General features: G+C 64.6%; 20 protein-coding genes. 15 read left to right on the top strand and 5 right to left on the bottom strand.

Annotated elements, in window-relative coordinates; genetic code table 11:
- Positions 1–88 precede the first annotated feature (88 nt).
- Positions 89–886 (bottom strand): sulfurtransferase, encoded by a 798-nt coding sequence (locus MWN76_RS05980; RefSeq protein WP_250460180.1) that lies wholly within the window; start codon positions 884–886, stop codon positions 89–91.
- Entirely contained in the window at positions 886–1,920 is a 1,035-nt protein-coding gene (gene rsgA / locus MWN76_RS05975) for a small ribosomal subunit biogenesis GTPase RsgA (protein WP_250460178.1), read from the bottom strand. The genes MWN76_RS05980 and rsgA overlap by 1 nt, the downstream gene beginning before the upstream one ends.
- An 87-nt stretch (positions 1,921–2,007) precedes the next feature.
- Here rsgA and orn point away from each other — a divergent pair, with 87 nt between their 5' ends.
- Positions 2,008–2,547, top strand: a complete 540-nt coding sequence (gene orn, locus MWN76_RS05970) for an oligoribonuclease (protein WP_345780054.1) — start codon at positions 2,008–2,010, stop codon at positions 2,545–2,547.
- Between the two features lie 145 nt (positions 2,548–2,692).
- On the opposite strand, the gene queG is transcribed toward orn, so the two are convergent.
- Positions 2,693–3,793 (bottom strand): tRNA epoxyqueuosine(34) reductase QueG, encoded by a 1,101-nt coding sequence (gene queG / locus MWN76_RS05965; protein ID WP_250460176.1) that lies wholly within the window; start codon positions 3,791–3,793, stop codon positions 2,693–2,695.
- A 147-nt stretch (positions 3,794–3,940) separates the two neighbouring features.
- Here queG and MWN76_RS05960 point away from each other — a divergent pair, with 147 nt between their 5' ends.
- The 11 genes from MWN76_RS05960 (at position 3,941) to MWN76_RS05910 (ending at position 17,323) form a co-directional block, all read left to right on the top strand.
- Positions 3,941–5,422: an NAD(P)H-hydrate dehydratase gene (locus tag MWN76_RS05960; protein WP_250460174.1), complete on the top strand. Its 1,482-nt coding sequence runs from the start codon at positions 3,941–3,943 to the stop codon at positions 5,420–5,422.
- Between the two features lie 2 nt (positions 5,423–5,424).
- On the top strand, positions 5,425–5,907 hold the full coding sequence (tsaE, locus tag MWN76_RS05955) for a tRNA (adenosine(37)-N6)-threonylcarbamoyltransferase complex ATPase subunit type 1 TsaE (RefSeq protein WP_250460173.1): 483 nt from the start codon (positions 5,425–5,427) through the stop codon (positions 5,905–5,907).
- Positions 5,908–6,018: 111 nt separating this feature from the next.
- Positions 6,019–7,290, top strand: a complete 1,272-nt coding sequence (locus MWN76_RS05950; RefSeq protein ID WP_250460171.1) for an N-acetylmuramoyl-L-alanine amidase — start codon at positions 6,019–6,021, stop codon at positions 7,288–7,290.
- A gap of 188 nt (positions 7,291–7,478) precedes the next feature.
- Positions 7,479–9,335 (top strand): DNA mismatch repair endonuclease MutL, encoded by a 1,857-nt coding sequence (mutL, locus tag MWN76_RS05945; protein ID WP_250460170.1) that lies wholly within the window; start codon positions 7,479–7,481, stop codon positions 9,333–9,335.
- 73 nt (positions 9,336–9,408) lie between these two features.
- On the top strand, positions 9,409–10,332 hold the full coding sequence (gene miaA / locus MWN76_RS05940) for a tRNA (adenosine(37)-N6)-dimethylallyltransferase MiaA (RefSeq protein ID WP_250460700.1): 924 nt from the start codon (positions 9,409–9,411) through the stop codon (positions 10,330–10,332).
- Between the two features lie 187 nt (positions 10,333–10,519).
- Positions 10,520–10,807 carry an RNA chaperone Hfq gene (hfq, locus tag MWN76_RS05935; RefSeq protein ID WP_250460168.1) on the top strand — a complete coding sequence of 96 codons (288 nt, stop codon included), beginning with the start codon at positions 10,520–10,522 and terminating at the stop codon, positions 10,805–10,807.
- A 107-nt stretch (positions 10,808–10,914) separates the two neighbouring features.
- On the top strand, positions 10,915–12,228 hold the full coding sequence (hflX, locus tag MWN76_RS05930) for a ribosome rescue GTPase HflX (RefSeq protein ID WP_250460166.1): 1,314 nt from the start codon (positions 10,915–10,917) through the stop codon (positions 12,226–12,228).
- Between the two features lie 78 nt (positions 12,229–12,306).
- A complete protein-coding gene (gene hflK, locus MWN76_RS05925; RefSeq protein WP_250460164.1) occupies positions 12,307–13,458 on the top strand; it encodes an FtsH protease activity modulator HflK in 1,152 nt (383 codons plus the stop codon).
- A 9-nt stretch (positions 13,459–13,467) separates the two neighbouring features.
- Positions 13,468–14,340 carry a protease modulator HflC gene (hflC, locus tag MWN76_RS05920; protein WP_250460161.1) on the top strand — a complete coding sequence of 291 codons (873 nt, stop codon included), beginning with the start codon at positions 13,468–13,470 and terminating at the stop codon, positions 14,338–14,340.
- 261 nt (positions 14,341–14,601) lie between these two features.
- On the top strand, positions 14,602–15,801 hold the full coding sequence (locus MWN76_RS05915) for an ATP phosphoribosyltransferase regulatory subunit (RefSeq protein ID WP_250460159.1): 1,200 nt from the start codon (positions 14,602–14,604) through the stop codon (positions 15,799–15,801).
- 199 nt (positions 15,802–16,000) lie between these two features.
- Positions 16,001–17,323, top strand: coding sequence for an adenylosuccinate synthase (locus MWN76_RS05910; RefSeq protein WP_250460157.1), 1,323 nt, complete (start codon positions 16,001–16,003; stop codon positions 17,321–17,323).
- Between the two features lie 125 nt (positions 17,324–17,448).
- Here the strand turns inward: MWN76_RS05910 and MWN76_RS05905 are convergent, their stop codons facing one another.
- Complete coding sequence (locus tag MWN76_RS05905) at positions 17,449–19,359, bottom strand: RecQ family ATP-dependent DNA helicase (protein ID WP_250460156.1); 1,911 nt, start codon at positions 19,357–19,359, stop codon at positions 17,449–17,451.
- 155 nt (positions 19,360–19,514) lie between these two features.
- On the opposite strand from MWN76_RS05905, the gene trhA reads away from it, so the two are divergent.
- From trhA to MWN76_RS05890, 3 genes are all read left to right on the top strand, one after another.
- Complete coding sequence (gene trhA, locus MWN76_RS05900) at positions 19,515–20,162, top strand: PAQR family membrane homeostasis protein TrhA (RefSeq protein ID WP_250460155.1); 648 nt, start codon at positions 19,515–19,517, stop codon at positions 20,160–20,162.
- 111 nt (positions 20,163–20,273) lie between these two features.
- Positions 20,274–21,503 (top strand): lytic murein transglycosylase, encoded by a 1,230-nt coding sequence (locus MWN76_RS05895; protein WP_250460153.1) that lies wholly within the window; start codon positions 20,274–20,276, stop codon positions 21,501–21,503.
- A 346-nt stretch (positions 21,504–21,849) separates the two neighbouring features.
- Complete coding sequence (locus tag MWN76_RS05890) at positions 21,850–22,500, top strand: CARDB domain-containing protein (protein WP_250460152.1); 651 nt, start codon at positions 21,850–21,852, stop codon at positions 22,498–22,500.
- 113 nt (positions 22,501–22,613) lie between these two features.
- Here MWN76_RS05890 and MWN76_RS05885 read toward each other — a convergent pair whose 3' ends face one another.
- Positions 22,614–23,630 (bottom strand): succinylglutamate desuccinylase/aspartoacylase family protein, encoded by a 1,017-nt coding sequence (locus tag MWN76_RS05885; RefSeq protein ID WP_250460150.1) that lies wholly within the window; start codon positions 23,628–23,630, stop codon positions 22,614–22,616.
- Positions 23,631–23,656 lie beyond the last annotated feature (26 nt).

The following is a 23,656-nucleotide window of genomic DNA, read 5'->3' as shown; positions in this document are numbered from 1 at the left end:
GGGCGCCTTGCGGCGTCCAAAATTGTTCCTGACAATTTTGTCCCGAGTCCCGAGTCCCGAGTCCCGAGTCCCGAGTCCCGAGTCCCGATTATCGCTCCACCGGCGTATCCGGCAGATTCCCCCACTCACTCCAGGAGCCGGGATAGGCGCGGATGTCGAAACCGAGAGATTTGCCCACCAGCCAGGTAAAGCCGGAGCGGTGGTGGCTCTGGCAGTGGGTGACAATCCTGTGTTGGTCATCGATACCGAGCTTGGCCAGGAATTCGCGCGCGTCGGTGCGGATGCGCAGGTCGCGCTGGGGGTCCATCAGCTGCGTCCACTCGCAGTTGATGGCGCCGGGAATATGGCCGGCTTTCATCGCCGCGACCTGTTCGCCGCTGTACTCCCGCGGCGAGCGGGCATCCCAGACCAGGAAGTTGTCGTCGTGCAGGTGCCGCTGGATTTCTTCGGCGTCCATCGACGGGGCGGGGTCGATTGAAATATCGATCTCGCTCGGTGTCGGCGCCACGTCCTCCGTCGACAGCGGCAAGCCGGCGCTGCGCCAGGCGTGCATGCCGCCGTTCAGGTAGCTGTAGTTTTTGTGGCCGATGACTTCCAGGGTCCACAGGAAGCGCCCGGCCCAGCCGCCGCCCTCGTCGTCGCAGGCGATAACGTGATGTCCCGGTTTCAGGCCGATGGCGCGAAATACCTGTGTCAGCCGCTCGGCACTGGGCAGTTTGCCCGGCGCCGGCGGCGTACCCGCCAGCAGCGCCTGGAACGGCAGGTGAATAGCGCCGGGAATATGGCCGCCCCGGTAGTTCTGCGGTGTGCTCAGGTCGACAACCAGCAGTGCTTCCCGGCCGAGCTGTGCAGCCAGCTCTTCCGGTTCAATGATCAGGTTCGACATCAATTCTCCGATTCCAGGCTGTTGCGCAGACGCAGGAAACTGTCCATGCGCCGCTCGCTGATGGTGCCGCGGGCCAGCGCCCCGGCGATGGCGCAACCGGGTTCGCCCTGGTGGCGGCAGTCGCGGAAGCGGCAGTGACCGATAAACGGCCGGAATTCCACAAAGCCCTCCAGCAGCGATTGCTCGTCCATATGCCAGAGGCCGAATTCGCGGATGCCGGGGGAGTCTATCAGATCGCCGCCGGACGGCAGGTGAAAGAGTTCCGCCGCGGTGGTGGTGTGGGTGCCTTTCTGGGTGGCCTCGGACAGGGCGCCGGTGCGCGCGCCGGCGGACGGCAGCAGTGCGTTGACCAGCGACGACTTGCCCACGCCCGATTGGCCGACGAACACGCTGGTGCCCCCGGCGAGCGTCTCCAGCAGTGCCGGCAGGCCCTCGCCGGTCTTGGTGGACAGCCGCAGGACCGGATAGCCGAGACCCGGATAGGGCGCCAGCAGGTCCTCGAGCTCCTCGCGATTGCCGTCGTCGATGCGGTCACTCTTGTTCAGCAGCAACAGCGGTGCGATACCGGTGGTTTCCGCCGCCACCAGGTAGCGGTCGATGGCGTTGGCAAAGGGCTCCGGGTAGGGGGCGATCACGATCAGGATGCGGTCGATATTGGCCGCAACTGTCTTCAGGTCGCCGTAGCGATCCGGCCGCTGCAGCTCCGACTGGCGCTCCAGGCGCGCGCCCACGACGCCGGTACCGCCGCTGCTGTCACCGGTGGCGGGACTCCAGGCGACGCGATCGCCGGTGACCAGTGTGTCGATATTGGCGCGCAGGTGGCAGCGCTGGCGCAACGCCGGGTCGGCGGCGCTCTCGACGAGCACCTGGGTGCCGTAGTTGGCGATCACCAACCCGGTCTGCTCCGGTCCCAGGTCGCCTTCCTCCAGCACCTGCTCCGCGGAGGCGGCGCGCCTGTGGGCGCGCGCCTCGCGCTCTTTCTGGATCTTGTCGATGCGCCACTGCTGGCGGCGGTTCAGTCTGCGTTTGCTCATGCGCTACTGGCCGTTGGATTCGCCGCGGATTATAGCTATTAGAGGATTGTTGCGGTAACTTGCCCGCAAACCGAAAGGAGGCCCGCAGTGGACCAGAACAACCTGATCTGGATCGACCTGGAAATGACCGGTCTCGATCCGGAGAAAGAGCGCATCATCGAGATCGCCACCATCGTCACCGATTCCAGGCTCAATATCCTCGCCGAGGGGCCGACCATGGCGGTGCATCAGAGCGACGGGCTGCTGAATGCGATGGACGACTGGAACACCGAGCAGCACGGCGGTTCCGGGCTGGTCAAGCGGGTGCGCGAGTCGACCATCGGCGAGCGCGACGCGGAGCGCGAGACGATCGAGTTCCTGCAGCAGTGGGTGCCGGAGGGCGCCTCGCCCATGTGTGGCAACTCCATCGGCCAGGATCGCCGTTTCCTGGTCAGGTACATGCCCAGGCTCGAGGCCTACTTTCACTACCGCAACCTGGATGTCAGCTCGGTCAAGGAGCTGGCGCGCCGCTGGCGGCCGGATGTATTGGAGGGCGTGAAAAAGGAGAGCAGCCACCTGGCGCTGGACGATATCCGCGATTCGATCAATGAGTTGATTCACTACCGGGAGCATTTTTTCCGGCTGTAGTGTTTGGGGACTCGGGACTCGGACAAGGTGCGCACGGCGCACCCTACGCACTGCACGATCGAAAAGAATATTGAGGCTCAATGCGAAGGCCCTACTGCCGTCCCGAAAGCGGGCTTGCGGGCGACCTCCTGGGACCCGGCGATAGCTATGCCCGCCTGATCTTCCGCTTGCGTCTGCGCCCACTGCGCAACCGCCCCAGCGACCATTCGATATGCTCCGCCACCAGCGGTGTCGCATCCACCAGCGCATTTTCCAGCGCCGCAATCACTTCCGGCCCGGGGGTACTGTTTCCCAGCGCCACCGCCAGATTCCGCCGCCAGCGCTCGTAACCGATACGCCGGATTGCGGAGCCGGCGGTCCTGTCCAGAAATTCCTGTTCCGTCCAACCGAATAGTGCCAGCAGCTCGCCGTCGTCGAGTCCGTGCCGTGGGTGGAAATCCTTCTCTGCGGTGGGCTTGGCGAACCTGTTCCAGGGGCAGATGATCTGGCAATCGTCGCAGCCGAACACGCGGTTGCCCATGGGCTCGCGGAACTGCTCCGGAATCGGGCCCTTGTTCTCGATCGTCAGGTAGGAAATACAGCGGCGCGCATCCAGCTGGTAGGGGCCGACAAAGGCGTCGGTGGGGCAGACCTTCAGGCAGGCGCTGCAGTCGCCGCACTGGTTGATCTCCTGGGGCCGGTCCACCGGCAGTGCCAGGTTGGTGTAGATCTCGCCGAGGAAGAACCAGGAACCGGCGCCGGAATTGATCACCATACAGTTCTTGCCGATCCAGCCCAGGCCGGCCTTTTCCGCCAGCGCCCGCTCCATGACCGGTGCGCTGTCGGTAAAGGCGCGGCCGGAGGACTCGATACCGCGCTCGTCGCACCAGGCATCGATCTTCTGCGCCAGTTGCGCGAGCCGCTTGCGGATCAGCTTGTGGTAGTCGCGCCCATTGGCGTAGCGGGACACATAGGCCTTGTCGGCATCCTTCAGCACCCGCACCGGTTCGGTGTCCGGCGGCAGGTAGTCCAGCCGCACACTGATCGCCCGCAGTGTCCCCGGTTGCAGCAGGTCCGGTCGCCAGCGCTTTTCCCCGTGGGCGCCCATCCATTCCATATCGCCGTTGTAACCGGCCGCCAGCCAGGCGCGCAGGCGCTCGCCGTGCTCTTCCAGCTGGCAGTCGGTAATCCCGATCTGTTGGAAGCCGAGCTCGCGGCCCCAGATCCTGATCTGGCCTGCCAGCGCGGCGAGTGATGTTTCGGTCATGGCATTCTGAAGCGGCCCCGCGGGAGCAAAATGCGCGCCCGGGGCGGTATACTGTGGTCTCTCGATGGAATACGGCGGCACTGTGGCCGTGTATTCTGCCACAGATTAAATTTTGAGCACCAATTCTGGTCGAATCGCGGGAGTCGAATGGACACGCCTCAACCTCTCTACAGCGCCGAATCGGTTCGCGAGCTGGACAGCCGCACCATCGCGGCGCTGAAAATTCCCTCCATCGCACTGATGAAGCGCGCCGGCCGCGCGGCCTTCAACCAGTTGCTGCGGCGCTGGCCGGATGTGCGGCGCATCCAGGTATTCTGCGGCGGCGGCAACAACGGTGGCGACGGCTACGTGATCGCCGCGCTGGCGGCACAGAAGCAGATCCCGGTGACCGTCTGCGCCTGTGTCGATCCACAGAAGCTGAAAGGCGACGCACTCGAAGCCTGCGACTACGCCCGCCGCGAAGGTGTGCAGATAGTGACATCCCCAACCGGACTGGACGACGCCGACGGCGACACCGCAGTGGTGGACGCGCTGCTGGGCACCGGTTTCGAGGGCGAACTGCGCGAGCCCATCGGGCACGCGGTGGAGCGTATCAACAGATCGCCCGGCCCGGTGCTGGCAGTCGATATTCCTTCCGGACTGAGTGCCGACAGCGGCGCCGCGGCGGATGCCGTACGCGCCGATACCACGGTGACTTTTATCGGCCGCAAGCTCGGTCTCTACTGCGGGCGCGGTCCGGCCCTGTGCGGCGAGGTTATCTTCGAGAGCCTGGGCGCGCCGGTGGAAGTGCACGGCGGGCTGGAGTCGCTGGCAAGGCGCTTTGATGGCGCCAGCATCAGGCGCCTGCCGCCGCGCGCCGCGGACAGCTACAAGAACCAGTTCGGACACGTGCTGGTTGTCGGCGGCGACAGCGGCTTTGGCGGCGCCGCGCTGATGGCCTCGGAATCCGCGGCGCGCAGCGGTGCCGGCCTGATTTCCCTGGCGACCCATCCGCAGCACCTGCCGGCGGCGCTGACCCGCTGCCCGGAAGTAATGGCACACCCGGTGATCTCCGGCCAGGAGCTGGAGCCGCTGCTGGAGGGCCCCGATGTGATCGCCGTGGGGCCCGGTCTCGGCCGCGCGCCCTGGGGCGAGCAGCTGCTGGCCCGTGCCGGCCGCGCGGAGGTGCCGCTGGTGCTGGATGCGGATGCGCTGAATATTCTCGCCGGCGGCCGCGTGCTGGCCGGTGTCCGGCGCGACGACTGGGTGCTGACGCCCCATATCGGCGAGGCGGCGCGACTGCTCGGCTGGGATACCGCCGAGGTGCTCGACGACCCGCGCGCGGCGGCGCTGGCAGTTCAGCAGAAATTCAGCGGCGTGGTGGTACTTAAAGGCGCGGGTACCCTGATCGCCCACGACGCCGGTGTGGACCTGATCAACAGCGGCAACCCGGGTATGGCCTCCGGTGGTATGGGCGACCTGCTCACCGGTGTGATTGCGGCGCTGATCGGCCAGCACCTGTCGCCGCTGGAGGCGGCGCGGCTGGCGGTGTGGCTGCACGGCGAGGCCGGCAACTGTGCCGCCGGTGACGGCCAGCGCGGTTTGCTGGCCACGGACCTGTTGCCGTATATCCGCAAGCTGGTGGACTGATCGTGAGCGAGCTGACCCTGCACCTGGTCGACGAGGAGGCGACGGTCGCCGCCGGCGAGCAACTGGGCCGCGCCTGCCTGGCGACCGGCCTGGCGGAGGGGCTAACCCTCTACCTGCACGGCCAGCTGGGTGCTGGCAAGACCACTTTCTGCCGCGGTGTACTGCGCGCTTTCGGCCACAGCGGTGCGGTCAAGAGCCCCACCTATACGCTGGTGGAGCCCTACGAGCTGGGTGCGCAGCGGGTGTTTCACTTCGATCTGTATCGCCTCGGCGATGCGGAGGAACTGGAGTTTATGGGGGTGCGGGACTATTTTGCGCCCGGCAGCCTGAGCCTGGTGGAGTGGCCGGAGCGCGGTGCCGGTGTGTTGCCGGAGCCGGACCTGGAAATTGAACTGCAGGTGCCGGACAGCGGTCGACAATTGCAGCTGATGGCGCACTCGTCTGCCGGTGAGACCGCGATCCGGGCGATGCAGAAATTGTTGTAAGAAAACTCGGCTAAATTGCAGCAGGGAAGTGCGGGAAAAAATAATCGACAGGGCGGAAGAATGAAATCAGTGTGGCGCCGAGTGTTCGGTCCGTTCTACATATCAGTGGCTATGTTACTGCTGTCCCTGCCGGCACAGTCGGCAGAAGTGGAAGGCGTGCGCCTGTGGCGCGCGCCGGACCACACGCGCCTGGTGTTCGACCTGAGCGGCCCGGCGGAGCACAAGCTGTTCACCCTGAGTGGGCCGCACCGGGTCGTGATCGACGTGGCGGATACCAGGCTGGCGGCGCAGTTCGACGACCTGGAGCTGGACAATACTCCGATCGCGCGGGTGCGCCACGGCCGCCACAACAAGAAAGACCTGCGCGTGGTGCTGGACCTGAAACAGCAGGTCAAACCCCGCAGCTTCGCCCTGCGTCGCCACGAGGACCTGCCGGATCGGCTGGTGATCGACCTGCACGACCGAGTGCAGAGTGAGGAGAAAACCCTGCAGCAGGTTGGCGGCGAGCGGGACATCGTCATTGCCATCGACGCCGGTCACGGCGGCGAGGATCCCGGGGCCTCCGGGCCCGGCGGCCTGCGCGAGAAGGATGTAGTGCTGGCCATCAGCAAAAAACTGAAAGCCGCCCTGGAAAAACAGCCCGGCTTCGCGGCCAGGCTGGTGCGCAGCGGTGACTACTACATTCCGCTGCGCGGCCGGGTAAAGAAAGGGCGCGAGATGCGTGCCGACCTGTTTGTCTCCATCCACGCGGATGCATTCCATCGCAAGGACGCCCGCGGGGCCGGCGTCTATGCGGTTTCCTCGCGCGGTGCCACCAGTGAGACGGCGCGCTTCCTGGCCCAGCGGGAAAATGAATCCGACCTGATCGGCGGGGCCGGCAGCCTCAATATCGGCGACAAGGACGATACCCTCGCCGGTGTGTTGCTGGATCTATCCATGACCGCGACCATGAACGCCAGTCTCGATATCGGCGCCAGTGTGCTGTCGAGGATCGGCGGTATTACCCACCTGCACAAGAAACAGGTGGAGCAGGCCAATTTCTCCGTGCTGCGCTCGCCGGACGTACCGTCGATCCTGGTGGAAACCGGGTTTATCACCAATCCCCGCGAGGCCAGGCACCTGCGTGACCCATCGTTCCAGCGCAAGATGGCAAGGGCGCTCAGCGACGGTATAGTGGCGCACTTCAGCAGCCGGCCGCCGGCCGGTACCTGGCTGGCCGCCAATCCCGGCAAGGGCGAGCGCCGCCATACCATTGGCCGCGGGGATACCCTGTCGGGCATCGCGGCGCGGTACAATGTGTCGGTGTCGGCGCTGAAGCGGCTGAACGGGATCGATTCCTCGGTGATCCGCGTTGGCCAGACCCTGACGATCCCTTCAGGCTGAAATGACCATTTCGGAGCTGGAGAGATCCGGCTGTGGGCACGAAGCCGGGTGGGGTGGCCCTTTGCGGGACCGTATGAGACAGGGATGTCGATTACGAGCGTACAGGGATGTATTCACAGCGTGTCCCGCAAAGGGCCACCCCACCCGGCGCCACATTGGGTGCCCCGAAACCTGATTCGTAAATTGTTATGTCCGACAGAATCCAGCAACTCTCCCCCCGCCTCGCCAACCAGATTGCCGCCGGCGAGGTGGTCGAGCGCCCGGCATCCGTGATCAAGGAACTGCTGGAAAACGCCCTGGATGCCGGCGCCAGCCGCCTGGAAGTGGAAATCGACAACGGCGGTATCAAGCGCATCAAGGTGCGCGACAACGGCAAGGGTATCGACAAGGACGACCTGCCGATGGCGCTGGCCCGCCACGCGACATCCAAGATCCACGTGCTGGAAGACCTTGAGGCGGTCGCCACCCTGGGCTTTCGCGGCGAGGCGCTGGCCAGCATCTCCTCGGTGGCGCGCCTGAACCTGACCAGCAGCCGCGACGAGAGCGGCAAGGGCTGGCAGGTGAGTGCCGAGGGCCGCGATATGAACGCACAGCTGGCGCCGGCGGCGCATCCGCGCGGGACCACCGTGGATGTGCGCGACCTGTTCTTCAACACCCCGGCGCGGCGCAAGTTCCTGCGTACCGAGAAAACCGAGTTCAACCGCGTCGACGACACCATCAAGCGGCTGGCGCTGTCCCGTTTCGATGTCTCCATTACCCTGCGTCACAACAACAAGGGCGTGCACAACCTGCGCGCCGGCAGTGGTCGGGTGGAAAAGGAGCGGCGCGTGGCGCAGGTATGCGGCCCGGCGTTCATGCAGAATGCGCTGCATATCGACGTGGAGCGCAACGGCCTGCGCCTGTGGGGCTGGGTGGCCGAGCCGGCTTTCTCCCGCTCCCAGGCGGACCTGCAGTTCTTCTACGTCAACGGCCGTGCCATCCGCGACAAAGTGGTCAGCCACGCGGTGCGCCGCGCCTTCGCCGATGTGCTCTACCACGGCCGTCACCCGGCGTTCGTACTCTACCTGGAACTGGATCCAGCGTCGGTGGATGTGAATGTGCACCCGACCAAGCACGAGGTGCGCTTCCGCGACAGCCGCCTGGTGCACGATTTCCTGTTCGGCAGCCTGCACCGGGCCTTGGCAGCGGTGCGGCCCGGGGATGGAGAGAGGGACTCGGGACTAGAAAGCCGGGACTCGGGACTCGGGACTCGGGACTCGGGGGAGAGGGGAGCCGTTAGCGGCATTGCCGTGGGCGAGTTCACCGGGCAGCAGAAGATGCCGCTGACCTCCAGGCCTTTGCCCGGCGATTTGCAACAGCAGATGCAGAATTACGGAGCGCTCCATCAACCGTACAGCGGCATCGCCGAAGCCCCGCCCCCGAGTCCCGAGTCCCGAGTCCCGAGTCCCGACACAACCGAAGCCCCACCACTGGGATTCGCGCTGGCCCAACTGCACGGTATCTACATCCTGGCGCAGAACGAGCAGGGCCTGATCGTGGTGGATATGCACGCGGCCCACGAGCGTATCGTCTACGAGCAGATGAAAACCGCCCACGCCGCCGGCGGTATCCAGGCGCAGCCGCTGTTGGTTCCGGTAAGCCTGGCGGTGAGCCAGCGCGAAGCGGACTGTTTCGAGGAGCGCAGCGAGGTGTTTACCTCTCTCGGTTTCGTGCTGCAGCGGGCCGGCCCCGAGACGCTGTTGGTGCGCCAGGTGCCGACCGTGCTGCACGGTGCCGAGGTGGAGCAGCTGGTGCGCGACGTGCTGTCGGACCTGCTGGGGCAGGGCGGCAGCGACCGCATCGCCGAGCGCATCAACGAAATCCTGTCCACCATGGCCTGCCACGGTTCGGTGCGCGCCAATCGCAAGCTGACGGTGCCGGAGATGAATGCGCTGCTGCGGGATATGGAGCGCACCGAGCGCAGCGGCCAGTGCAACCACGGCCGCCCCACCTGGACGCAGGTGAAGCTCGCGGATATGGACAAGTGGTTTCTGCGTGGGCAGTGAGTTGAACAGACGGGACTCGGGACTCGGGACTCGGGACCCGGGGAGCGACGCCAAACCCCGTGCCATCTTCCTGATGGGGCCGACGGCCTCCGGCAAAACCGACCTGGCCATGGCACTGGCCGGGCGGCTGCCGGTGGAGCTGGTCAGTGTCGACTCGGCGCTGGTCTACCGTGGGCTGGATATCGGTTCGGCCAAGCCCTCCGCGGAGGAGCTGGCCCGATACCCACACCGGCTGATCGATATCTGCGACCCGTCCGAATCCTATTCCGCCGGCCGGTTTCGCCAGGACGCGCTGGTAGCCATGGCCGAGATTGTCGCCGCCGGCAGAATTCCGCTGTTGGTGGGCGGAACCATGCTCTATTTCCGCGCTCTATTGGAGGGAATGGCCGAACTGCCACAGGCGGACCCGGCGCTCCGCGCGGAGCTGGAAGCCCGCGCCGAACGCGAGGGCTGGCCGGCGCTGCATGCGGAACTCGCACAGGTGGATCCACAGCTGGCCTCCGAATTGCACCCCAATCACTCGGTGCGTATCGAACGCGGGCTGGAAGTCTACCGCCTCACCGGCCGGCCGCTGTCGGAGCTGCGCCGCGAACAGTCGCGGGACTCGGTACTGGAGCACTACGATGTGCGCCAGCTGGCGCTGCTGCCGCGGGACCGCTCGCTGTTGCACGAGCGTATTGCGCTGCGCTTCCGGCAGATGCTCGAGCGGGGCTTTGTCGACGAAGTGAAGGCGCTGCGCGCGCGCGGCGACCTGCATCCGGACCTGCCGGCGATTCGCGCCGTGGGTTATCGCCAGGTCTGGCAGTACCTGGACGGAGAACTCGATTACGGGCAGATGCTCGAGGCGGGGATCGCCGCCACCCGGCAACTGGCCAAGCGCCAGCTGACGTGGCTGCGCCGCTGGCAGGAGCTGGCGGGGATTTATGCACAGGATGTCGACGGCAGAGTACGCAAAAATGACGAAATATTGGCGGAAGCCTTGAAATTTCTCGGCTGAGCATCCATAACGTGGTTGGGCCATTGACAGACGGTTCGGGCCCGCTCAGTCAGTTTGAAACACATAATCCGGCACCTCCGGACTTTTATAGTCGCGTTTTCGACCCCGATCGTTCCTTCAGTCCGCGCATTTCGCGGGCGCGGTTGCGGCCAGCATTCGCACCCAGCTTTTGACAAGGAGAAAAAAGATGTCAAAAGGGCACAGCTTACAAGACCCTTACCTCAACGTATTGCGCAAAGAGCGTATCCCGGTTTCCATCTATCTGGTGAACGGCATCAAGCTTCAGGGGCAGGTCGAATCCTTCGATCAGTTCGTGGTCCTGCTGAAAAACACCGTCAGCCAGATGGTTTACAAGCACGCTATTTCCACGGTGGTTCCGTCCCGCGCGGTGCGCGTACCGCTGCTGAACCCGGCTGCCCAGCAGGGTACCGGCGAAGGTGCAGGTGAAAGCGGTGGTCAGGATACCTTCGGTTAAACTTCCCGCTTCACGATTATGAGCAGCGCCCCGGCTTGCCGGGGCGCCTGTGGTTTGGCGCCGGTTGTTTGCGAGACCGGCGCCCGGCCAATACAAGAGATTTTCCATTGTTTTTCGACCGACCGGAATCCGGTGAACTGGCAGTGCTGGTGCACCTGGAATTGTCCGCCATAGACAGTCCCGACGACCCGCGGGAATTTGAAGAACTGGCGTTGTCTGCCGGCGCCGACCCCGTGGCCTTTATCTTCGGCCAGCGCTCATCTCCCGACCCCAAGACCTTTGTCGGTCGCGGCAAGCTCGAGGAAATCCAGCGGACGGTCAAGGAGCACGGCGCACAGCTGGTGATCTTCGACCACAACCTGTCGCCCTCCCAGGAACGCAACATCGAGCGCGAACTCCAATGCCGGGTGCTGGACCGCACCGGCCTGATCCTGGATATCTTCGCCCAGCGCGCCCGCACCCACGAGGGCAAGCTGCAGGTGGAACTGGCACAGCTGCGCCATATGGCCACGCGCCTGGTGCGCGGCTGGACCCACCTGGAGCGTCAGAAGGGCGGTATCGGCCTGCGCGGCCCCGGGGAGACCCAGCTGGAGACCGACCGCCGGCTGCTGCGCGCGCGCATCGACTCCATCGAGAAGAAGCTGGAGAAGGTCCGCCGCCAGCGTGAGCAGGGCCGCCGCTCGCGCTCCCGCAGCGAGCTTGCCACGGTATCGCTGGTGGGCTACACCAACGCCGGCAAGTCCACACTGTTCAATCGCGTCTCCGATGCCGACGTCTATGTGCGCGACCAGTTATTTGCGACCCTGGACCCGACCATGCGCCGGGTCGAGCTGCCCAATGTCGGGCAGATGATCCTCGCCGATACGGTGGGGTTCGTCTCCCACCTGCCGCACCGGCTGGTGGAAGCTTTCCGCGCCACGCTGGAGGAGGCCGCCAACGCGACGCTGCTGCTGCACGTGGTGGACGCCGCCGCCGATGACCGGCAGGCGCTGATGGAAGAGGTGCAACTGGTGCTCGAGGAGATCGGCGCGGCGGAACTGCCGCAACTGCTGGTCTACAACAAGATCGACCTGCTGCAGGATATGCAGCCGCGCATCGACCGGGATGCCGACGGCGTCCCGCGGGCCGTGTGGCTGTCCGCCGCCACCGGTGCCGGTTGCGACCTGCTGGTGGAGGCTGTTGCCGAGCGCCTGGGCGAGCAGATGGTGCGCGGCCAGTTGGTGATTGCGCCGCGGCATGCGCGCCTGCGCGCGCAGCTGTTTGAAATGAATGCGGTACAGGCGGAAGAATACCGTGACAACGGCGACTGCGTGCTGCAGGTGCTGTTGCCGAGAGCCGATCTGCGCCGGATGCTGGCGCCGTATAAAGATGTGGACGGGGCGCCTCGCTGGCTGCCACAGGATGAGCCCGAACCGGGCTGATCCCCGGCATTTCGGTGGCGAAGAATGCTAGAATTCGCCAGCATGATAACGATTACTGATCAGAGTTGGAGTATTTAGATGGCCTGGAATGAACCGGGTGGTAACGACAAGGATCCCTGGGGCGGAGGCGGCGGCAACCGCAACGGCGGTGGTCCGCCGGATCTCGATGAAATCCTGCGCAAGCTGCAGCGGAAACTGGGCGGCCTGTTCGGTGGCCGCTCCGGCGCCGGTGGCGGCGAGCCGGGCAAGTTTCCCTGGGCACTGATCGCGATCGTCGCGGCCGTGCTGTACGGCCTGCTGGGCTTTTACCAGGTGGATGCGAACGAATCCGCGGTGGTGTTGCGCCTGGGGAAATATCACTCTACCGAAGCGTCCGGCCTGCACTGGAACCCGCCGTTGATCGACAGCGTTACCAAGGTGAACATGACCGAGGTGCGCACCGAGCGCACCACCGGACAGATGCTGACCGAGGATGCCAATATTGTCGATATCATCCTGCAGGTGCAGTGGTATATCGACGACGCCGAGGCCTATGTGCTGCGCGTCGCCGATCCCCTCAAGAGCCTGCAGGAGGCCACCGACAGCGCCCTGCGCCACGTGGTCGGCTCCGAGTCCCTGGACGGCGTCATCTCCAAGAGCCGGGGTAAAGTGGCCAACGATACCCAGGAGCGGCTGCAGGAGTACCTGGACATGTACCAGACCGGTATCCAGATCAACGTGGTCAACCTGACCGAGGCCAAGGCGCCGCCGGAAGTGCAGGACGCGTTCGACGATGTCACCAAGGCCCGCGAGGACGAGGTGCGCCTGCAGAACGAAGCCCAGGCCTACGCCAACGAGGTGATCCCGGTGGCGCGCGGTCGCGCCCAGCGCATCAAGGAGGAGGCCGAGGCCTACAAGACCAAGGTGGTGGAACTGGCCCACGGTGAGACGGTGCGCTTCGAAAAGCTGCTGCAGGAATACCAGCGCGCGCCGGAAGTGACCCGCGAGCGCCTGTACCTGGATACGGTGCAGACAGTGATGAGCAACACCTCCAAGGTGATGGTCGACGTCGAGGGCGGCAACAACATGATGTACCTGCCGCTGGACAAGCTGGCCCAGGGTGGCGCCGACAGCGCGATCCAGCGCAAGCATGTATCGCCGGCGGTGATCGAGGAGGTCTCCGACCGGGTCATGGAGCGCATCCGCACCGAGGTCTCCAACAATCGCCGCAACCGCGGCACCGTGCGCTAGGGGGAATCGATGAACAACAGAAACCTGCTGATAGTCGCACTGTTGCTGGTGGGGGTGCTGGTGATCTCCAGCAGCGCCTTCGTGGTCAAGGAAACCGAAAAGGCCGTGCTGCTGCGCTTCGGTGAAGTGGTACGCAGCGATTACGAGCCCGGGCTCTACTTCAAGGTGCCGCTGGTGCACACGCTGCGCAAGTTCGACGCCCGTATCCAGACGGTGGATTCCACCCCGGTGCGGATGCTCAACAGCGAAAACAAGTTCATGGTGGTGGACTCCTACGCCAAGTACCGTATCTTCAACGCGGAGCGCTTCTACGTCGCCACCCGCGGCGACGAGCGCAATGCGGTGCGGTTGCTGGCAGAGCAGATCAACGACCGCCTGCGCGACCAGTTCGGTGTGCGCAACCTGCACGAGGTGGTCAGTGGCCAGCGCGACGAGCTGATGTCGGAAATTACCAAGAACCTGAACAAAGTCGCCCAGGAGCGCTTCGGCCTGGAAGTGATCGACGTAAGGGTCAAGCGTATCGACCTGCCGCCGGAAGTGTCGGAATCGGTGTTCCAGCGCATGCGCGCCGACCGCGAAATGGAGGCCCGCGATCACCGCGCCAAGGGTGAGGAAGCCGCGGAACGCATCCGCGCTGGCGCCGATCGCCAGGTTGTGGAGGAAGTGGCCAAGGCCCAGCGCGAGGCGGAGGAAACACGCGGTGCCGGCGATGCCGAGGCGGCCGCCATCTACGCCGGGGCCTTCAGCAGGGACCCGGAGTTCTACCGTTTCACCCGCAGCCTCAAAGCCTACGAGGAGTCCTTCAACGACCGCGCCGATATGCTCGTGATCGAGCCGGACAGCGAATTCTTCCGCTACCTGAAGGATGCGAAAGGGGAGTAGGCTGATTCGGGGTCCGAACAGCTTCCAGCGGCGGGGCCGTCCCCGGGTCTCCTGAATGGAGCAGCGGGTCTCCCTGTGGGACAGCGGAGACCCGGTTCCTAAACCCCTACCTTCCCGCAGCCACTTGGTGGTAAAATCACGCAAACCGGGCGTCGCCCGGTTTTTTTGTGAGGCGCGTTTCCGGCTTCACCCTTCGGGCCGGCCAGAGCCGGCCGAGCGCGCCGCCCCTCTCAACCGAGACGTTGATACAGCTTTTTTACCATGACTAGAGCCGATCGCTGGATGCTGCCCGACGGCATCGCGGAAATCCTGCCCGCGGACGCCGTACGCATTGAAACCCTGCGCCGCCGCCTGCTGGACCTCTACCACAGCTGGGGTTACGAGCTGATCATCCCGCCGATGGTGGAATTCACCGACTCCCTGCTGATCGGCATGGGCCGGGATATCGACCTCAGCACCTTCAAGGTCACCGACCAGCTGTCCGGCCGCACCCTCGGCATCCGCGCCGATATCACCCCCCAAGCCGCCCGTATCGACGCCCACAGTTTCCCCCGCGCCGGCGCCAACCGCCTCTGCTACGCCGGCCAGGTACTGCACACCCGCCCGCGCACGGCCATGGGCTCGCGCTCGCCGATCCAGATCGGTGCCGAGCTGTACGGTGTCGACAGCCTGCACGCGGATATCGAAGTCATCTCGCTGATGCTGGAGACGCTGCTGCTGGCCGGCGTCGAGCAGATACACCTGGACCTCGGCCACGTGGCCATTTACCGCGGTCTCGCGAAGGCCGCGGGCCTCGACGGCGAGCAACAGCGGGAGCTGTTTGCACTGCTGCAGAGCAAGGCCAGTGCCGATGTGCAGCGCTGGGTCGAGGACAATGTCAGCGATCCGCAGGTGGCCGGCTGGCTGCGTGCGCTGCCGCGCCTGGCCGGCGGTCGCGACTGCCTTGCCCGGGCCCGCGACCTGTTCGCCGGCGCCCCCGGCGCACTGCTGGCGGCGCTGGCGGACCTGCAGCGCGTAGCGGAACTGCTGGTGCAGCGCTACCCGGCAGTGGAGCTGTTCTTTGACCTGTCGGAAGTGCGCGGCTACGACTACGAGACCGGACTGGTATTCGCCGCCTACACACCCGGCCACGGCCAGGCGCTGGCCAACGGCGGCCGCTACAACGGCATCGGCGCCGTGTTCGGGCGCGAGCGCGCGGCCACCGGTTTCAGTACCGACCTAGTGGCCCTGAACACCCTCGGCAGTGCCGTCGAATCCCTGTCCGGCGCCATCCTGGCGCCGCTGCTCGACGATTCCAGCGGCGACGCGGCCTCCCTGTGGCGCGCAGTGGACAGGCTGCGCAGCGCCGGCGAAGTGGTGATCGGCGCACTGCCGGACGGCGACGAAGGGGAAACCCTGGCGCGCTGCGACCGGGAACTGGTGCGCGAGGGCGACGACTGGGTGGTGAAACCACGCGGCTGACCCGAACTAAGATTAACAGGCCCGGTGCTTGGGCGAATTCGTAGGATGGGCAAAGCGCAGGCAGAAAACTGCTCCTGCGTTTTCTGCATCCCCGCCATCCATGGCGGGGTCGTGCCCATCAAGGCCGGTTGATGGGCACGGTCGCTACGCTCCCTTTTGCCCATCCTACTGATGAACTGAGAACGCGAGATTTACGCAAATGGGCAAGAACGTAGTAGTGCTCGGCACCCAGTGGGGCGACGAGGGCAAGGGCAAGATCGTCGATCTGCTGACCGAGAAGGTATCACTGGTAGTGCGCTTCCAGGGCGGTCACAACGCCGGCCACACGCTGGTGATCGACGGCGAGAAGACGGTGCTGCACCTGATTCCATCCGGCATCCTGCGCCCCAGCGTGACCTGCCTGATCGGTAATGGCGTGGTGCTGTCGCCGGAGGCGTTGCTGAAGGAAATGGCAGAACTGGAAGAAAAAGGGGTGCCGGTGCGCGAGCGACTGCGCCTGTCGCCGGCCTGCCCGCTGATCCTGCCGGTACACGTGGCGCTGGACCAGGCGCGGGAGAAGGCCCGCGGCGACAAGGCCATCGGCACCACCGGCCGCGGTATCGGCCCCGCCTACGAAGACAAGGTCGCCCGCCGCGGCCTGCGCCTGGGTGACCTGTGCAACTGGGACAGCTTCTGCGAGCAGTTGAAAGAACTGCTCGAGTACCACAATTTCGCCCTGACCCAGTACTACAAGGTGGACCCGGTCAGCTACGACGACATGGTCGAGCAGGCCCGCGTCTGGCGCGATGAGCTGGTGCCGATGATCACCGACGTGGCCGATACCCTGCACCGGGCGCGCGAGCGCGGTGACCATATCCTGTTCGAGGGCGCCCAGGGCTCGCTGCTGGATATCGACCACGGCACCTACCCGTTTGTGACCTCGTCCAACACCACCGCCGGCGGCACCGCCACCGGCTCCGGTTTCGGCCCCCTGTACCTGGACTATGTGCTGGGTATTACCAAGGCCTACACCACCCGTGTCGGCAGCGGCCCCTTCCCGACGGAACTGGGCTGCGATGTCGGCCGCCACCTGGGCGAGAAGGGTCACGAGTTCGGCGCCACCACTGGCCGCCAGCGCCGCACCGGCTGGTTCGACGCCATCGCCGTGCGCCACGCAATCCGCATCAACAGCATCTCCGGCCTGTGCCTGACCAAGCTGGATGTGCTGGACGGACTGGAAGAGGTCAAGATCTGCATCGGCTACCGCAACAGCGCCGGTGAGACAGTGCCGATCCCGTTCGATTCCGCCGGTTGGGAGGGCGTGGAGCCGGTCTACGAAACCCTGCCCGGCTGGAGCGATACCACCTTCGGTATCCGCCGCGAGGCGGAACTGCCGGACAACGCCCGCGCCTATATTGCCCGCATCGAGGAACTGGTCGGCGCCCCCATCGATATCATCTCCACCGGCCCGGACCGCAACGAGACCATCGTGCGCGAATCCTCGGCACTGTGTGAGATGGGGATTCACAAAGCCAGCATCTGATCGGCATATTTGCGGAAACGGCGTCCCTCGGGACGCCGTTTTTGTTTGCGGCAGGTGGCGGGGTGCGCTGTGCGCACCGCCGGGCGTCGATTGGCCCCGATTTCAGTCGGTGCGCACGGCGCACCCTACGAAACCTGCTCCGTCAGCGCCAGCACCTGCTGGAAGGGCTGGCTCGCCAGGCTGCCGAACTGCGGGTGTTTGCGCAGGCGCACGGTGGCGGGGCTGGCGAGGCCGCACAGGAAGCGCGCCAGTTGCCGCGGGTGCGCCAGCGCCGGGTTGGCCTCAGCGACCAGCGCTTCGACTTGCCCCCGTTCGCGCGCACCGATCTGTGCCGGCGCCGCGCCCGGCAACTCGCGGGGGCGGGGTTCGAGGCAACTGCTGCAGTGGCCACAGGGCTGCGCCAGCGTCTCGCCGAAATAGCCGCAAAGTTGTGCCGGCAGGCAGTCCGGGCTGACAGCGTAGTCCAGTACCAGCTGCAGCCGCGCCAGGTCCTGCTGCTCGCGGCGCGCGAACAGTTGCCCCAGGCGTGCGCAGAGGGTGGGCAGGTCCGGCTGCTGCAGGCGCCGGTAGCCCTGGCGCACGCCCTTGGCGCGGGTCTCGATACAGCCGTTTTCCTCCAGGAATTGCAGTGCCTTGAGGATGCGCGTGCGCGGCTCGCCGAGTTGTTGTTCCGCGTTCTGCACGTCGATGGTGAGCCAGGTGCGGCCCATTTTGCCGGCGTCGAACAACCGCTGCAGGAAATCCGCGCGCGCCGGGTCGAAGCGCGTCAGTATCTCCGCCACCGGCTGCAGGAACTGTATCTGGTAGCTGCTGTAGAAGGGGCCGGTGGCGCGGATCACTTTTTCCAGTTCCAGGTAGGTCAGCGCGGTGTTGACCACCAGCTGGCGGATATCGAATTCTGCCGACAGCTGGTAGACGGAAATATCGAATTCCTCGCCGCGCTCCAGCAAGTGGTGCAGCAGTGCCTGCAGGTGCTCGTTGATGGGCGTATCGCCGTAGGTAAAGTTTTCCAGCACGCGCCTGTCGTCGGCACAGGCCAGCAGTTCGCAGCGGGCCGCTTTGCCGTCGCGCCCGGCGCGGCCGATTTCCTGCATGTAGTTTTCCAGTGACTTGGGCAGGTTGTAGTGGTAGACCGCGCGGATATCCGCCTTGTCGATCCCCATACCGAAGGCGATGGTGGCCACCACCGCGCTGATCTCGCCGGCCATAAAGGCGTTCTGTACCCGCTCGCGCTGTTCGGGTTTCATGCCGGCGTGGTAGGCGGTGGCGCGGACGCCGGCCGCAGCCAGTTGTCCGGCCACGGTTTCCGCGGTCTGCTGCAGGGTCACATAGACGATTGCCGGCGCGCCGGGTTCCGCCAGCAGCCGCTCGCTCAGCCGCGGCAGCTTCTGCGCCTCGCCGCAGGGCGTGACCAGCAGTTGCAGGTTTTCGCGGTAGAAACCGGTCTGTACCTGGGCCGTATCGGCGATATCGAACTGGCGGCGGATATCGGCGGCCACCTCCGGTGTGGCGGTGGCGGTCAGGGCCAGTATCCGCTCGGCGCCGAGTTCGCGCGCCAATTGTGCGAGCTTGAGGTAGTCGGGGCGGAAGTTGTGGCCCCACTCGGAAATACAGTGGGCCTCGTCCACCGCCATCAGGCCGATCCGCAGGTCGCGCAGCAGCTGCAGGAAGCGCTCGTTCTGCAACCGTTCCGGGGCGATATACAGCAGCTTGAGTTCGCCGCCGCGCAGTTGCCGGTAGATATCGCGCACCTCATCGCCGCTGCGGCTGGAGTCGAGGCGCGCGGCGGCGATGCCCAGGGATTGCAGCGTGTCCACCTGGTCCTGCATCAGTGCGATCAGCGGCGAGATCACCAGCGTCAGGCCATCGATCGCCAGTGCCGGCAACTGGTAGCAGAGGCTCTTGCCGCCGCCGGTGGGAAAGATGGCCAGCGCCGATTCGCCGGCCAGCAGCCGCTCGATCACGGCCCGCTGGCCGGGGCGGAACGCCTGCAGGTGAAAATGGCTTTGCAGTATTTCCTGTGGATTCGCGGTCATAGATTCCTCTCCTCTGGATCGGCAGTCCCAATCAATCCTTGCGTCGCGGGGCCACTGCCGTGATGATGTGGACTATCTTTAATCAACCAGTCACAAAGTGTTGCCAAGCTGGTTCCATCGTCACGGCTCGCCAGCTTAAAGAAGTCGGGGTATCCATGCCATCCACCATCGCCGCCCGCTACAGCTTTGCCGAGGAACTCGCCAACAGCATCACCCACGGCGTGGGCGCGCTGCTGGCCATCGCCGGTCTCGGGGTCCTCTGCGGTTTCGCCGCGCTGCGCGGCGACGCCTGGCATATTGTCAGCTCCAGTGTGTACGCCGCCACGCTGATCCTGTGTTTCGGTTCCTCGACCCTGTACCACAGCATCAGCCATATTCGCGCCAAGGAAGTGCTGCGCACCCTCGACCACTCGGCCATTTTCCTGCTGATAGCGGGCACTTACACCCCTTTTACCCTCGTGACCCTGCGCGGGCCCTGGGGCTGGTGGCTGTTCGGCATTATCTGGGGGCTGGCACTGGCAGGGCTGGTGATCCAGTTTACGCCGCTGAAGAGAATCCGCGCCCTGTCGATTACCCTGAGCGCGCTGATGGGCTGGGTGGTGATCGCCGCGATCAAGCCGCTGATGGACAGCCTCGAGAGCGGCGGCCTGTGGCTGCTGGTGGCGGGCGGCCTCTGCTACACCGGCGGCATCGCCTTTTACCTGTGGCGCAGCCTGCGCTTCCACCATGCCATCTGGCACCTGTTCGTGCTCGCCGGCGGCGCACTGCATTTCTTTGCCGTGCTCTTTTATGTGATCCCCTGAACGTGCCGGCGCCGTAGTCCGCATTCCGTCACGCTTCCGGCAATCCGCCTTTCCGAACGGCGGATTCCGCTCTACCCTTGAGCGAGCTAACGAACTGCCGAAGGAGTTGCCATGTTCAGCCCGCTCGCCCTGCGCCGGGATATCGCCGTCCTCTGCGCCAGCCTGTTGCTGTGTCTCTCGTTCCTGTCCGCGCCGACCGCCCGGGCCGACGACCGCGGATTCCAGGACTGGATCAGGGAATTCCGCAAGACCGCCATCGCCGAGGGCATTTCCCCGGAAGTATTCGACCGCGCCTTCAAGGGCATTACCTCCCCGGACCAGTGGGTGCTGGACAAGGCCAGCTACCAACCGGAGTTCAAGGCGCCGGTGTGGCAGTACTTCGACAACCGTGTGACCAAGGGCGCGGTGCGGCGCGGCCAGGCGAAGAAAAAGGAATTGCAGCCGTGGCTCGACAAGATCGAGCAGCGCTTTGGCGTCAACCCGAATATCCTGTTGGCGATCTGGTCGATCGAATCCAGCTTCGGCGCCATCCTCGATAACGACACGGTCATGCGCAATGTGATCCGCTCGCTGGCGACACTGGCCTACGCGGATCCGCAGCGCAGTAAATTTGGTCGCCAGCAGTTATTGGCGGCACTGGAAATCCTGCAGAGCGGCGATATCGACGAGAGCCACCTGATGGGCTCCTGGGCCGGCGCCATGGGCCATACCCAGTTTATTCCCACCAGCTACTTGGCCTACGCCGTCGATATCGATGGCGACGGTCGTCGCGATATCTGGAATTCGGTGCCGGATGCCCTGGCCACGGCGGCGAGCCTGCTGTCGAAAAACGGCTGGCGCCGCGGCGAGACCTGGGGTTATGAAGTCACCATCCCCGATCGCAAACTGCCGGCTGGGGAGTTGACGCTGGCGGACTGGCAAAACAAGTGGGGCGTCAAGCGCGCCAACGGTAAACCTTTCCCGCGCCCGAATGACAAGGCGGAACTGAAACTGCCCGCCGGTCGCGATGGGCCCGCGTTCCTGATGCTGAAAAACTTTTTCGTGATCAAGCGCTACAACAACTCCGATCGCTACGCGACGGCGGTGGGGCTGCTGGCGGACCGGATCGGTGGCGGCAGCGGGCTGGTACACGACTGGGAGCGGCCGTTTACGCCGATCGACAGTACCCAGGTCGAGGAAATGCAGAAAATCCTGAAAGCCAAGGGGCTCTACAAGGGCGAGATCGATGGCAAGGCGGGTTCCGGTACCCGCGGGGCGATCGAAGCGTTCGAGAAGAGTATCGGTGTCGAAGTGCAGGGTTATCCGAGCAAGGAAGTATTGGAACAGTTGCGTAAACACTGACGGCGCGGCCGCCGGTCATCCGGCGGCCGACAATTCCCCCGCCTCTCGCCAGATTCGATTTCCCCCGTAGGTGTTGCCTGCCGGTTCATCGGGAAAATCCTCCCTCTTGGCGTAGGAAACTCCCTCGCTTGATTTATTTTCTCCTGTCGGTTATGCAGGGCTGTTCGCGCGGGTTTCGATCGTAGCAAAGGAGGTGATCGGACTCTGTGTGAACTGAACTCGAATCAGTGAAAATTCAATAACAGGAGAGGGATTCCCTATGTTGAAGTCTATTGCAACAATTTTCATTTTTACCGTAACCGCTGCTGTACCGGTGCTTCACGCCGATCCGGTGCAGGATCTTTCCATGAACAATCACTCCGTAGGCTGGTATCCGAATTTTTTCGAGGGCCAGGGGCCGCTGACCTGTCCGAAAACCTGTGAGGCCTGGGTGGCGGCGCCATCGGAAAGTGAGGCAAGTGCCAATATGGATGAGCAGACGAGAAGAACCAATGTCTGCAAAGTGACTGCCAGCGAAAAAATCATCCTGGAACCGATCGACGATCCCAAATCGCACTGGCTGTACGGCAACCAGTTCGATGACTACCCGACCTGTTTCGTCTATCCGGCCGGCTATGAGCCTTTCAAGAGCGAGCTGTTCATGTGCGAGTGTGTGCAGGGTAGTGCCTGCGACCAGCCGGACCTGGTGGTTGCCGATATCGCCGATCCGGTCTGGAACAGCGCCGCCGGCATTTCCGAAGTCCAGGTCACCATCAGCAATATCGGCGGTGTGGCTGCCGGCAGTTTCGCTACCGAACTGGCCGACCCCGGTACCGGCGCGGTCGATGTCCAGTCTGTTTCCAGCCTTGCCGCGGGTGCCAGTATCGTACTCACTTTTACCTTCAGCTACTGGGTTTTTGATCCCAATGCAGAGCTGTTGGCCAAGGTGGACTATAAAAGTGATGTCGAGGAGTGCAATGAGGAGAATAACGAGCTGCGGTATTACGGCCTGGGCTGAAATCCGTTTTTAATTGAGTGCCCGTATTTTGGGGACGGACCTTTTTGTTGAGCGGTCTGTTTCCCCGGGTCTCTGGAGTCGGCCGGCGGATGTTTGCCGGCCGACTCCCTCCCTCAGAAATTTTCGTCCGGTAACAGGCTGTCCTGCCACTGCCCCAGGTTCTCCGCGACCTCGTCCAGTTCGCGAAAATAGGCAATGTGGTACATGGCCTCGCCCTCCTGAACCAGCGGGATATTCTGTCTGCCGATAATGATACCGTCGGCGTTGCACTCCACCCGGTCCAGTTCGTGGCCGTAGGGATCGGCGATGGTGGCCAGCAGGTCGCCGTTTTTTACATGGTCGCCAAGCCTTTTCCTGTGATTGACGATGCCGCTGTCGCCGGCCCGCAGCCAGCCGCTGCGGCGGGCCACATAGGGCTCGTAGCTGTGTTTGCGCCGCGAGGCCGGGAGCATTTTCAGGTGTCGCAGCACGTTGAGGATGCCGCGTACCCCGGCGCGAATACACACTTCATCGAAGCGCAGCGCCTCGCCGGCCTCGTACAGCAGGATGCGCACCCCCAGGTCCGCCGCCGATGCGCGCAGTGAACCGTCGCGCAGGGTCGCGTTCAGCAGCACCGGCACGCCGAAGGCGCCGGCCATGGCGCGAGTCTCGTCATCGTCGAGGTTGGCGCGGATCTGCGGCAGGTTGCTGCGGTGAATGGCACCGGTGTGCAGGTCGATACCATAGTCGCACTTGGACACGATTTCAGTCTGGAAGACGTGTGCCATACGCGCCGCCAGTGAGCCCTTGGCGGAGCCGGGGAAGGACCGGTTCAGGTCGCGGCGGTCCGGTAGGTAGCGGGACTGTTCCAGTACGCCGTACACATTGACGATGGGGACGGCGATCAGGGTGCCGCGCAGGGTTTTCAGTGCGCGGCTGCGGATCAGCCGGCTGATGATTTCGATACCGTTCAGCTCGTCGCCGTGAATCGCCGCGCACACGAACATGGTGGGGCCGGGTTTCTTGCCGCGCTGCACATAGACCGGAATGGCCATTTCCGTGTCCGTATAGAGGCGCACCACCGGCAGGTCGATACGGCGGGTCTCCCCGCGCGCCACGGCGATGCCGCCAATCTCGAATAGGTTGTCCATAAAACTGTAAAAAGCGGAAGACTAAC

The sequence above is a fragment of the Microbulbifer litoralis genome, from assembly GCF_023634065.1.
GTDB lineage: Bacteria > Pseudomonadota > Gammaproteobacteria > Pseudomonadales > Cellvibrionaceae > Microbulbifer > Microbulbifer litoralis.
Note: the sequence above shows the minus strand (reverse complement) of the source record. Positions and strands in the feature narration are given on the sequence as shown.